This window comes from Luteolibacter flavescens (genome assembly GCF_025950085.1).
GTDB lineage: Bacteria > Verrucomicrobiota > Verrucomicrobiia > Verrucomicrobiales > Akkermansiaceae > Haloferula > Haloferula flavescens.
In genome coordinates this window covers 190517-203191 of the sequence record NZ_JAPDDS010000003.1, presented here as the reverse complement: position 1 = coordinate 203191, position 12675 = coordinate 190517, and the positions used below count along the sequence as shown (strand labels likewise).

The 12675-nt window shown below is 64.2% G+C and carries 10 protein-coding genes; 6 read left to right on the top strand and 4 right to left on the bottom strand.

Features of this window, described 5'->3' with window-relative positions:
- Positions 1 to 44 precede the first annotated feature (44 nt).
- The 6 genes from OKA04_RS06640 to OKA04_RS06615 all read left to right on the top strand — a co-directional run bounded on the left by OKA04_RS06640 (position 45) and on the right by OKA04_RS06615 (position 8285).
- The gene (locus OKA04_RS06640; RefSeq protein ID WP_264500361.1) at positions 45 to 1124 is read left to right on the top strand and encodes a hypothetical protein; all 1080 of its coding nucleotides are present in this window, start codon (positions 45 to 47) and stop codon (positions 1122 to 1124) included.
- Between the two features lie 16 nt (positions 1125 to 1140).
- Positions 1141 to 3534, top strand: a complete 2394-nt coding sequence (locus OKA04_RS06635) for a TonB-dependent hemoglobin/transferrin/lactoferrin family receptor (protein ID WP_264500360.1) — start codon at positions 1141 to 1143, stop codon at positions 3532 to 3534.
- Between the two features lie 354 nt (positions 3535 to 3888).
- On the top strand, positions 3889 to 4083 hold the full coding sequence (locus OKA04_RS06630) for a hypothetical protein (protein ID WP_264500359.1): 195 nt from the start codon (positions 3889 to 3891) through the stop codon (positions 4081 to 4083).
- Positions 4084 to 4377: 294 nt separating this feature from the next.
- A complete protein-coding gene (locus tag OKA04_RS06625; protein ID WP_264500358.1) occupies positions 4378 to 6528 on the top strand; it encodes a TonB-dependent siderophore receptor in 2151 nt (716 codons plus the stop codon).
- Complete coding sequence (locus OKA04_RS06620) at positions 6528 to 7472, top strand: alpha/beta hydrolase (RefSeq protein ID WP_264500357.1); 945 nt, start codon at positions 6528 to 6530, stop codon at positions 7470 to 7472. The genes OKA04_RS06625 and OKA04_RS06620 overlap by 1 nt, the downstream gene beginning before the upstream one ends.
- Positions 7473 to 7544: 72 nt before the next feature.
- Positions 7545 to 8285, top strand: a complete 741-nt coding sequence (locus OKA04_RS06615; RefSeq protein WP_264500356.1) for a hypothetical protein — start codon at positions 7545 to 7547, stop codon at positions 8283 to 8285.
- On the opposite strand, the gene OKA04_RS06610 is transcribed toward OKA04_RS06615, so the two are convergent.
- The 4 genes from OKA04_RS06610 to kdpC are packed head-to-tail and all read right to left on the bottom strand — an operon-like array spanning position 8261 to position 12650.
- Entirely contained in the window at positions 8261 to 8923 is a 663-nt protein-coding gene (locus OKA04_RS06610; RefSeq protein WP_264500355.1) for a response regulator, read from the bottom strand. The two genes, OKA04_RS06615 and OKA04_RS06610, sit on opposite strands and share 25 nt — an antisense overlap.
- Positions 8920 to 11556, bottom strand: coding sequence for a DUF4118 domain-containing protein (locus tag OKA04_RS06605; RefSeq protein WP_264500354.1), 2637 nt, complete (start codon positions 11554 to 11556; stop codon positions 8920 to 8922). Before OKA04_RS06605 ends, OKA04_RS06610 begins: the two co-directional genes overlap by 4 nt.
- A gap of 54 nt (positions 11557 to 11610) precedes the next feature.
- On the bottom strand, positions 11611 to 12000 hold the full coding sequence (locus OKA04_RS06600) for a potassium-transporting ATPase subunit C (RefSeq protein ID WP_264500353.1): 390 nt from the start codon (positions 11998 to 12000) through the stop codon (positions 11611 to 11613).
- Positions 12001 to 12035: 35 nt separating this feature from the next.
- Positions 12036 to 12650: a K(+)-transporting ATPase subunit C gene (gene kdpC / locus OKA04_RS06595; protein WP_264500352.1), complete on the bottom strand. Its 615-nt coding sequence runs from the start codon at positions 12648 to 12650 to the stop codon at positions 12036 to 12038.
- Positions 12651 to 12675: the final 25 nt, after the last annotated feature.

The window sequence follows — 12675 nt, the reverse complement described above, 5'->3', positions numbered from 1 at the left end:
ATCCCCTGGGGAGGCCGGCGTGATGCCGGCCTCCCATTTTTGCCATGAACTTCCGATTCCCACTCACGCTTCTCGCCACGGCCATTGCCGTGATCTTGCCCGCCGCAGCGCAGTCGCTGCTGAAGACCTACCCGCTGGAAGGCGACGTGAAGAACACGCGCTGGACCTTCCTCGCCTCGCAGAATCCGAGCCGCTACCCGGATACCTTTCCCGGGATGAGGGGCACGATGACCGTGGCCCTGCCCGGCTACGGTGCGGGGATGGGACTGTATAGCTGGACCGGTGGCTATTCGCTGAAGGTGAACCAGCCTTCGTCGAACACCAGCAGCACGCAGGGCTTCGACATCCATCAGGTGGTCTTCCAGCTCGACGTGACGTGGGACCCGGCAACGACCTTCCCCGCCAGTGGAGGGCCTAAGCTCAGCTACAATGGCGGCAACCAGCAGATCGCCGCCACCTTGCCGATGATCGTGGACGGCACCCGCGTGGTGGAGAATGAGACCGGCGTGCCGGAGATGGAGGATATCGAGTCCTTCTCGTATCGCGGCATCACCTGGCAGTGGGATCTCTCCGGCCTGCCGGAGAACGTGCAGACCGTCCAGATCCACATGCCATTCGCCAATCACACGTCGGTGGTCGGCGCGCAGATCGATGTCTCCTCGCAATTCGTGAATCTCGCGGTGGAGAAGACGCCGGTCGAACTCTGGCGGGAGACGCATTTCGGCAGCTCTGCCAATTCGGGCCAGTCCGCTGACGATTTCGACTTCGACAACGACGGCCTGTCGAATCTCGTCGAGTATGCCCTCGGCACGAGCCCGGTGTCTTCCACCGAGGGGCGTTCGGCCGCGCCGCGTGCGGTGATGACGGCGGGCCGCCTCGCTCTTTCGTTTTCCCTCCCTGCGTCGCCACCGGCAGATGCCATCTACCGGGTTCAGGTATCGGATTCCCTTTCGGGCTGGCGCACGCTCGCCACGAAGACCGGATCGGGTGCCTGGAACTGGTCGGGTGGCGGCGCATCCGGCGTCACCTTGGGGACTGCGGCTGCGGGTCGCGTCCCCGTCACCGTCGCTGACGATACCACCGGGCAACAGCGCCGGATGATGCGTCTCCAGATCGCCTACTGACCGACTTTGTTTTTTCATGAGCCCTCACCCCATGCTCCGCATCCTGGCGCTGGCTGCCCTCTGCACGCCTGTCGCCCATTCCGAAGAGGAAGAGATCACGCCCTTCCCCGATGATCCGCCAGCCGCGTCCACCGGCAGTGTCGTGGAAGACCTCGGCGAGATGGTCGTGGTCGCCACGCGCACGAAACAGCGCTGGCTGGACACCGCGGGCACCGTGACCCGCGTGGACAAGGACACGTTGGTCCAGACCGGTGCGCAGGACCTCGGCGGCATCGTGAAATACGATCCCACCGTGGTAGTGCCCTTTGACATGACCACCGGCGACGGTGCCGTGGCCTACGCGGCCACCGGGTCCGCGAGCTTCAATATCCGCGGCACTGAGGGCAATCGCGTCGGCGTGGAAGTGGACGGCATCCGCCAGCCGCCCGAGTATGTCTCGACGTCCTTCGACGCGGGGGCCGAGACCGGCGCGGGCGGCATGGGACGGGACTACTTCGATCCGGCGATGTTCCAGCTCGTGGAGATCCTGAAAGGCGGCGCGAGCGCCCTCTACGGCAGCGACGCGCTGGGCGGCATGGTTTCCATGAAGACACTCTCCGCGGAGGACCTGCTGGGCGACGATGACTGGGGCGGGCTACTGCGCACGCAGTACTTCTCGCGGAACGAGGGCATGGCCGGTCAGCTCGGCGGCGCGTGGCGGAAGGGGAACTTCGACTTCATGCTGCTCTACGCCGCCCGCGATGGCGAGGAGACCGGGAACAACGGCATCATCCCGCCGGACCCGCTCCAGATGGAAAGCAGCGCGTGGCTGGCGAAGGCCGGCTACACCATCGGCGACCACCGCTTCCTCCTCACGTGGGAGAACTACGAGCGGAATGTCCACGCCGAGATGCGCAGCGCGCTGCACCCGAAGATCGCGATGTTCAACATCTTCAAGAAGAGCATCGACAACTGGCAGGACATCGAGCGCCAGCGTCTCAGCCTGAACTGGGACTGGACGCCCGCTGCCGCACCCATCGACAAGCTGTCCACCCATCTCTACAGGCAGGACTCCACGAGCGCGAGCCGGAACCGGAGCCTGAATCCGCCACGCACCGGATTCCCGCCGGGGTGGGGAATCAATGAAACGGAGGGCCGCAACCGCCGCCAGCGCATCGACTTCAGCACGGCCATCACCGGCATCACGTCGATCGCGGAGCGAGAGTTCGATCTCTTCGGGCAGAAGCACTTCCTGCTCGGCGGCATCGATATCTCGCGCGAGGACTCGTCGAACCGCTTCGACCGCATCGAAACGGACGGGCTCGTCGGCTTTGACGAGGACACGGGGCAATTCTACGCGGACACGCAGACGACCGTCTCGGACCGCATTTCCTTCGCCCCCTCGGAGACGTGGCGGCTCGGGTTCTTCCTGCAGGATGAGATCAAGCCCGCCGAGCGCTGGACGATCACCCCGGGCGTGCGCTTCGATTTCCACGAGATCAAGGTGGATGCGAACCAGCAGTACCTGGAGCGCCTGTCGAACCTGATGGGCTCGGACATCCAACCGTCCACCGGCTACGATAACTTTAGTATTTCCCCGCGCCTGGATGTCGTCTTCCAGACCACGGAGAATACCCGCGTCTACGCAGGCTACGGCATGGGCATCCGGAATCCCACCGCGGAGGAACTGACGATGATCTTCGATCACCCGTCCGGCGGCTTCCAGCAGGTCACGATCCCGAATCCCGACCTGAAGGAAGAGGTCAGCCATGCCTTCAAGGTGGGCTACAAGGGCGAGAAGGAGATCGGCCGCTTCGCGATCGAGGGCTTCTTCACGAAGTACGAGGACTACATCGAGAACAACGTCCCCGTCGGCCTGCTGCCCGATGGCACGGCACTCTCCACCACGAAGAACCAGGGTGAGGCGATCATCTACGGCTTCGAGGCGAGCGGGGAGTGGAATGTCGGAGAGAGCTTCCAGCAGATGCAGGGCTGGACCCTCGGCCTGAATACCGGTCGCGCCTACGGCGAGAACGAGACGAAGGACACCGCGCTCAATACCGTGGAGCCATGGAAGACCGTCGGCTGGGTCGGTTGGCAGGAAACCGAGGCGAAGTATGGGGCCCGCGTGATGGGCACCTACACCGCCGCCGTGACCCGCACGGACGATACGACGATGAACGGCCGCATGTTCCACCCGCCATCGTGGTTCACCCTCGACCTGGTCACCTGGTGGCGTCCCACCGAGGGGCTCACCATCAATGCGGGCCTGAACAACATCTTCGACGAGAAATACTGGGACTGGGGAACCGTCCGCCGCAGCGGCGGTCACATGGGGCTCGATACCTTCGGTGGCCAGGCAGGATCGGTGGACGACCGCACCACCGCGCCGGGCCGGAATTTCTACCTCTCTGCGACTTACGCCTTCTGAACGATGGCGGGCAAGCGCGCGCCAATGTTTGGCAAGCGCTCGCCAGACAACCGGAGGGAGATGTGAAACACTCCGCTATCAGATTTCCCATACGCATCGCGGGCGTGCCGGTTTCATCCGGTGCGCCCGCACTTTTTTGGCCTCTTGCTGGCGTTGGGAGCGGGTTTTCAGGGGTGATCAGACGAGGAATTACATTAGCGGTTAATTGCGATTTGGCTTCGTAAGGCAAATGAGAATGCGTCGCAATTCATTGAAGAACTGAGACTTGAGACTGTTTCTCAAGTCATTCTTTGGTTGCGCGGCGGGAGTCGGAGGGGCATGTTAGGCCAATCTTTCCAACAACCATTAACGATCATGAATACGAAGACCGCTACCCGCGCCTGCACCGCCTGCGCCTACTGGAACAAGCTCGATGAAGAAAACGGCGAGTGCCGTCGCCACGCTCCTCAGACCGTCGCCTTCGAGGTGGATGACGAAGTGAAGTTCGAGTCCCTTTTCCCCGTCACCGGCGCTGAAGACTGGTGTGGAGATTTCTCCAAGGCCGACTGAGCCCCGCAAGTTTCTGGTTATGAGCAGCCCCGTCCAGCCATGGACGGGGCTTTTTCGTTATGGATCAGAACGATGCAGTGGATGGTGGCGGATCGTAGGACCGCAATATGGCGCTAATCGTCGTTTGAATCAGTTTGCCTGCGAATTTCTGAGATTTTTTCTCCTAAGATTACTGCGTGGAAATCGTTCCGAGATCGGTCCGCGCGACCCGTCTCCTTCCGGGGGAAAAGCGCGGCCATCACCATTCCAAAAGCGTTACCAATGATCCCATCCCCTCGACGAGCCGTCTGCGGCTTGGCCTCCATCACCGTCGTCTCCATCTTCGCCCCGGCGATGCTCCTCGGCCAGCAGGCGACCCCGGTCCCCGCCGTGCCGCCGAAGTCCTTCGACGAGATGGTGGTCGCGGCCGACAAGGACAAGGGCCCTGTGGCGAAGCTTTCCGGTGCGCCGACGAAGACGGACACCCCGCTCATCGAGACCCCCCAGTCCGTGTCCGTCGTGACCCGCGAGGAAATGGATCGCCGCGGCGCGCAGAGCGTGGCGCAGGCGCTGACCTACACTCCCGGCGTGCTGACCGGCGTGGGTGGCGAGGACAGCCGCTTCGACGACATCGTGATCCGCGGCTACGATGCGGGTAGTACTTCGACGAACATGTACCGGGACGGCCTGCGGGTTCCGTCCGGCGGCCAGTGGACGCGCAGCCAGTTCGATCTCTTCGGCTTCGAGCGCGTGGAAGTGGTCAAGGGACCCTCCGCCGTCCTCTACGGCCAGGTCGCCCCGGGTGGCCTCGTCAATCAAGTCAGCAAGCGCCCGACCGCTGACCATCGCGGGATGGCTTCTTTCCAATACGGCAGCTTCGACACCTGGCAGGCCGCCGCTGACGTGAGCGGTCCCATCGATGGCGAAGGCCGCTTCCTCTACCGCATCGCCGGTCTGTATCGCGACGGTGGCTCGCAGATCGACCATACGGACCTCGAGCGGAAGTTCATCGCGCCGTCCTTCACCTGGAACATCAGCGAGGACACCTCCTTCACCCTGCTCACCGCCTATCAGGAAGACCGCGGCGGCGCGACCTACCAATTCCTCCCGGTCGCTGGCTCGCTCACCCCCGCGCCTCTCGGCTACATCCGCCGCGAGAACTTCCTCGGGGAGCCGACCCACAATACTTTCGACCGCGACCAGTGGTCCATCGGCTACGAGCTGAAGCACCGCTTCAATGACACGCTGAGCTTCCACCAGAATGCCCGCTTTGCCGACAACAGCACCCTCTATGAAGGCGTGGTCGGCGGCACCCGCGGCGCGCTGCTCCTGCCAAATGCGGCGGGCAACTGGACCCGCCGAGCCGTCCGCGGCATCGGTGACGCTCACAATTTCTCCATCGATAGCCGCTTGCAGGCGGACTTCGAGACCGGTCCGGTCGAGCACACCACCATCGTCGGCTTCGACTACATCCGCGGTGCCTGGACGCACCTGCGCACCGGTGCCACGGTCCCGGCGATCAATATCTTCCTGCCTGTCTACACTGGCATCCCCGCAGGCACGGTCTTCGCCAACCAGGTGAGCCAGGACGCCGTGGAGAGCCAGAAGGGCGTCTATTTCCAGGAGCAACTGAAGTGGGGCGGCTGGCACCTCACCCTCGGTGGCCGCTATGACAACTCGGACATCGAGCTGCTGAACCGCATGACGAAGGTCATGTCGAACACCGATGCCGACGAGTGGACCGGTCGCGCGGGCCTGCTTTACCTCTTCGACTCCGGCATCGCGCCGTATGCCAGCTACTCGACATCCTTCGAGCCGCTGGCGGGAACCGATCGCAATGGTTCGCCCTTCGACCCGACCGAAGGCGAGCAGGTCGAGATTGGCGTGAAGTATGAACCGAAGGGCTTCAACGCGGTCTTCACCGCTTCCGCCTTCCAGCTTAACCAGACCAATGTCCTCACGCTGGATTCCGTCGATCCGCTCTTCCAGGCGCAGACCGGCGAGATCGAGCTGCGGGGCGTGGAGCTCGAGGCAAAGGTCGCCCTTACCGAGGGCCTGTCCATCACCGGCGGCTGGACCTTCATGGACTCCGAGATCAAGCGGAACAACGACGGCAATGTAGGCAATGACTTCGCGAATGTGGCGGAAGACACCGGCTCGCTGTGGATCGACTACACCTTCCAGGGTGGTCCGCTTGAGGGCCTCGGCGTCGGTGCAGGCGTGCGCTACGTGGGTGCCCGCTTCGGCGACAATGCGAATGCCTTCCGCGTGCCGGACTACACGCTCTTTGACGCGGCGATCCGCTACGACCTTGGCAAGCTCTCCGAGTCCCTCGAAGGTGCCGCTGTCTCGCTGAGCGCGACGAACATCGCCGACGAGATCTACGTCGCGAAGGCCGAGACCGCGATCTCCGCGAACTACGGCCCCGGCCGCGTGATCAACATGAACCTGAGCTACTCCTGGTAATGATGAAGCTGCCCACATTTCCCGCGATCCTCACCTCCGTCCTGCTCGTCACGGCTGCCAGTGCCGCCGAGTTCAAGCCCTACACGCTGCCCGGTTGCACCGAGACGGTCGTGAAGTCGGCGGAGGGCAAGGAGTACCGCGTGATGATCTCCGTGCCGGAGGGCGAGGCCCCGGCCGGCGGTCACTCCGTGACCTATGTGCTGGATGGCGATGAGCTTTTCCCGGTGGTGACCAGCGTGCTGAAGATGCAGGCCGGCACCGGCAAGCTCTCGAAGCACAATGGCATCGTCCCCGGCATCGTCGTCGGCATCGGCTATCCCGGTGAATCGCGTCGCGACTTCGACTACACCCTCGACGCTCCCGCCGGACCGCCCGAGACGTATCGCAATGGCAAGCCGTATCCTCCGCGTCCGGGTGGCGGGGCGGACAAGCTGCTCGACTTCATCCTGAAGGAAGTCCGTCCGCTCGTGGAGAAGCAGCAAAAGGTCGACACCTCCCGCCAGACCCTGATGGGAAATGGCTACGGCGGTCTCTTCGCGCTGCACGTGCTTTTCACGAAGCCGGAACTCTTCCAGACCTACATCGCGTCCAGCCCGTCGATCTGGTGGAATGACCGCTACATCCTGAAGGAGGAAGCGGCCTTCCGCGAACGCATCGCGAAGGAGCCGGTGAAGGCGACACTCGTCCTCACCGTGGGCGAGCAGGAGCAGTCGCTCACGCGCATCGAGTCCTCCTGGGCGGAGGACGAGCGCGAGGAGCACCGGCTGAAGGTCACGCGCCGCAAGATGGTGGACAATACCCGCGAGCTCTTCTGGCGTCTCGATCAGGCGTCCACGCCGGAGTTTCCGGTGAGCTTCCGGATGTTCGAGGGTGAGAGCCACAAGTCGGTCATCCCTATGGCTGTAAGCTACGCGCTGCCCTTCGCCTTTCCCGCAGCGCCCTGATTCGCAACGACGGGCGTAATTTCCGCAAGCGACCGCGAGCAGCGGGGTGCGGGTGTGGCCTATCCTCCGGGCATGTTCTGCTCCTGGAGGAAAAGCCCCTCGGCCCCGTGCTCGTGCGCGTTCCTGCTGCGCGGGCCGTTGCCGGAATTGCTGAATCACCTCTGCTGTCTCGGCGAGTCCACACTGGTGCTGCGGCAGCAGGGCCTCAGCCTGGCGAAGTGCACGCGCTTCGGCCTCAGCGTGGCCACGCGCGAGAGCGGCTGGCAGGTGCTGCGCGATCACCTCAGCGGCATGGAGACGGATACCGGGCGATCCTTCTCCCTCTATCTCCTGGCAAACCCCGATGACCGGAAGCCGGTCATCGGCATCGCGGAAACCGGGCGGACGCTTCACGCCTCCATCCGGCTCGACAACCACGAGTGGAACTCACCGGTGGTCGCGAACCTCGTCGATCACTTCGAGGGCGTCTCGCTGGATTGCATGGAAAGCCGACGCCTCGGAGCCGGGGCGTGGCTGGATGAATGGGAGCGCCCCGTGGCGGATGAAAGCGCGGTCTGCATGGAGCAGGCCTGCCAGATCCTCCACGAGTGCCGCGAGCTGGAGGTCTCCGTCAGCGCGCGGGGGAATCAGGGCTCCGCACGGTTCGAGCCGTCCTTTGTGGATTCCTGCGGCGCGGTCCTGCGCATCGCCGATCGGGGTCGCCGTCACGTGGTCCATGCGGACGTGCAGGATCCCGGCTTCCGGCTCTTCCGCACGGATCGCTACGGGCTGCGACTGTGCGTCGAGGATCAGAGCGGTTCCACGATCCGGTAGCCGATGCCCGGCTCGTTGCGGATCAGCAGCAGGTCGCCGAGCTTCTTTCGCAGGAGGTTCGCATAGACGCGCAGGTAGTGCGTCTGCTCCTCCGCCTGTGGTCCCCACACTTCGCGGAGGAGTTGTCGCTGGGTGACGATCTTGCCCGGGTGCTTCACCAGTGCGCGGAGAAAGGCGAATTCGGTGGGCGTCAGCTTCAGCTCATAGCCCTTCAGGATCGCCTCATGCCGGTCCAGTCGCACGAGCAAGGGGCCGAAGACGATCTCCGGCGTGTCATTGCCATGTCGCCTTCGCTGGATCGCGGCGAGCCGTGCCAGCAGTTCGCCGGTGGCGAAGGGCTTGGTGACGTAGTCGTCGGCACCTGCCTCAAGCGCTCCGATCTTCTGCGGCTCATCGTCCCTGACGGAAAGGATCAGCACCGGTACATCGCTCCATTCGCGCAGCCGCTTGAGCACCTCTAGGCCATCGAGATCGGGCAGGCCGAGGTCGAGCAGGACGACATCCGGCCGGTGGACGGCGCAGGCCTGCAGGCCGAGTTGGCCGTTCTCTGCTTCATGAATCACGTAGCCGCGCGACTCCAGTGCCAGCTTCAGCAAGCGGCGGATCTGGACTTCATCGTCGATGACTAGTGCGGTCATGCTTCGGCCACGGTGGCGGGTTCCATCGTCTCGGCATTCAGGCGGATGGTGAACTCCGCGCCGCCGCCGTGATGATTGCGGGCGAAGATTTCACCGCCGAGTGCGCGGAGGAAGCCTTTTGCGATCGAGAGCCCCAGCCCCGTGCCTCCCGCCGGTGCTCCGGGAGCGCGGTGGAATTTCCCGAAGATCTTCTTCTCCTCGCCCTGCGGGATGCCCTTGCCGTGGTCACGCACGACGAACTCTATGCCCCCGGGATGTCGGCGGATCATAAGCTCCACCGGGGTATCCGGCGAAGTGTGGACGGCGGCATTGTGAAGGACATTCGCCAGCACTTGTTCCATCAGCGAGTGGTCGGTCTTCACCAGCGGCAGGTCGGGCACGATGCGGGAGGTGAAAGCGCGCTCGCGGAAGATATCGCCGGTGGACTCCAGTGCGGCGGAGACGATGTCGGTCGCGTCGCACCACTCGATCCGCGGCTCGATCACCGAGGATTCCAGGCGCGTCATCTGAAGCAGGCCTTCCACGATCCGCTGGAGCCTCCGGGAGGCGGTATCGATCTCGGCGAGGTAGGGGTCGTTCCCGGAGTCACTGGCATCCACCGCGGCGCGGATCACGGCGATGGGGGTCTTCAGTTCGTGGGAAACGCTGTCGAGCAAGGCGCGGCGGAGTTTTTCTCCCTCCTCCAATTTTTCCGCATGCTGCACCGCCACGATGAAATGCTCCTTCTCCAAGATCAGCGCGAGCTGCAGTGCGAATGCCTCGGTAGCCTGCCGCTCGGTGAAGGTGAATTGCTTCGCTTCCCGATTGAGGCCGAGCACCCCCATCGTCGAAGTCGCCGTTTGCAGCGGGAACCACGTCGCTGCCGCAGCGGGCAGCGTGTCGGTGAAGCGCCCGGCCAACTGGTGATTGGCGAATGACCACGCGGCAACCGCGAACTCCGCATCGTCTGGTGCGAAGGCGCTGGCCTGGTGCGCATTCCGTCCGAGCGAGTGATCGTCCTGGCGGAGCAACAGCGCGATCTGGCCGCCGAGGATGGACTCGATGATGCGCAGCGCCGCTTCCAAGCCCTTGTCCGGTTGGGGGTGCAGGGCTGCCTGCTGGGTCACGCGTAGTAGCGCGTCCGTGTGGAGCTGGCGTTCGCGTTCGGCGCGCTCGCGCATCTTCAGCCGCGTGGTGAGCTGGCCCATCGCAAGGGCCACGACGAAGAACATCGCGAGCATTGCCATGTCCTCCGGTTCATTGACGTGGAAGGTGAATCGCGGGGGGATGAAGAGGCAATCCCACGCGAATGCCGAAGCGCCAGCCATCAGCAGCATCGGCCCGCGCTCCCACTTCATTGAGCCGAGCACGATCGCCAGCAGATAGATGAAGGAGGGGACCATGTAGCCGCTGTAGGGAAGCAGCAGCATGGAGAGCAGCGTGACCGCGGTGGTGAGCAGGAGCGCGCTGCCATACTCGCGCCAGCGGGAGGCAGGGACGGCCTCCTGCGGCGGCTTCGCCCGTTTTCCCGCGAGCGGCCGTACAACGCACACGTCGATGTCACCGCTTCCCGCGATGATGCGGTCCGTTAACGTGGTGCGGCGGAAGCGCCGGTGGTCCGACTTGCCGACGACGATCTGGCTGACATTGCGCTCCTGTGCGACATCGAGCAGGGCCTTCGCGACATCGTCCCCGGTCACATGGACGACCTCGCCTCCGAGCCTGCGCACCAGCGCGAGCCCGCGCGAAAGCAGCTCTTCTTCATCAGGTCGGAGCATGCGCGATCCCTCCACCCACACGCCGATCCACGGGCAGCCGATCCTCGCTGCTGCCCGCCGGGTCCAGCGAACCAGGCTCTCCGAGTAGGGGGTGGGGGCGACGCCCACGAGCAGGCGCGCATTCGTCTTCCATGGCGTCGCATCACGTCGAGCGCGGCGGAAGTCTTCCAGATCACGATCCACCTTCTCTGCCGTGAATCGCAGTGCGAGCTCCCGCAACGCGGTGAGATTCCCTTCGCGGAAAAATCCTTCCGCCGCTGCATCAGCCCGCTCGCCGAGATACACGCGGCCCTCGGACATCCGCTGGAGGAGCTTCTCCACGCTGAGGTCCACGAGCTGGATCTCGTGTGCCCGATCGAGCAGGGAATCCGGCACCGTTTCCTGTACGGCCACGCCGGTCACCTGGCGGACCACATCGACCTGGCTCTCGATGTGTTGGACATTGAGTGTGGTGCACACGTCGATGCCCGCGTCGAGCAGCTCCAGCACGTCCTGATATCGCTTCGCGTGCCGGCTGCCCGTGGCATTCGTGTGGGCAAGCTCGTCCACCAGCAGGAAGTCCGGCCGCCGCGTGAGGGCAGCATCGAGGTCGAATTCCTCCAGCAAGTGCCCGCCGTGCTCGATCTTCCGGCGCGGTAGGATCTCCAGCCCGTCCAGCAACGCGGCGGTCTCCACCCTTCCATGCGTCTCCACCACGCCGACGAGCACGCGCAGCCCATCGTTCCGCCGCTGCCGCGCGGTTTGGAGCATGGCATACGTCTTCCCAACTCCCGGACACATGCCGAGGAAGATGAAAAGACGGCCGGGGCGACGCCTTCCTTCCTCGCGCTGGACCTGCGCGAGCAAGAGATCCGGATCAGGACGGTCGTGGGTCATGGATGGAAGGTGGATCCGCAGGCATGGTGTGGATGTTCCCGGCGCATGCAAGCGCTACTGCTTTTCCTGCCGGGCATCCATCGCGACATTCAGGCGCGCGACATTGATCCTCTGTCCGCCGATGGCTCTCGACGGATGCGGTTCCGATGCCTCGCTGATCAGTTCGGTCAGCGCCTGCCGGTCGCCCGCGGTCAGCTTCCGCTCGCGCATCACCCGGTCCAATTGGCCGAGGGCTTGCTGTGGCGAGATCCACGAGATGCCTTGCTCGTCCGGCTGGACCTCATTCTCCGGATGAAAGTAGGCCGGTCCGGATTGCTGGCTCTGCAGCAGGATCATCGCGGCTCGCGTCCCATCGGGAAGCCGCTCCCCATCGTCCCATGGCCAAAGCCATCCGACGGTCGCGAGTGCGATCCCGGAGAAGGTGATGAGGAGCGGGTGTTTCATCCGATGGTCGAGTCGTGGATGATGGCCGGAAATCCTTAGTTCGCCCCGCCAGCCGCCGGCGTGCCACCGAGCGAATCCAGCGCGAGGTTCAACTTCAGAACATTCACACGAGGCTCGCCGAAGATGCCGAGGTCGGGCTTGTCCGTATTGTCATCGATCACGGAGCGGACCTCTTCCTCGGGCAGGTTGCGGGCCTTGGCCACGCGGCTTGCCTGCAGCGCGGCATTCGCCGGGCTGATGTGGGGGTCGAGTCCGCTGCCGGATGCGGTGACGGCATCGGCTGGCACCTCCTGATCCGCGGCGAGGCCGTTGGTGATACGGTAGGCGGCCACGCGCTCCTTCACCTGGTCGGCGAGCTTCTGCGAGGTCGGCCCGAGGTTGGTGCCGCTGGAGCTGGCACCATCGTAGCCGTTTGCACCGGCAGCCGACGGGCGGGGGTGGAAATATTTCTCGCCGGTGAAGGTCTGGCCGATCAGCGACGAGCCGACGACCTTGCCGGACGAGTCCTTGATCAGGCTGCCGTCCGCCTTGTCCGTGAAGACGGTGCGGGAAATGCCGGTGACGATCAGCGGATAGGCACCGCAGGTGACGGCAGCTAGGACGGCGGTGGAGACTGCAGCGCTGCGAAGTTGGGAAAGGAATGAGTTCATGTCAGTTGATTGGGATGAGGCTCGC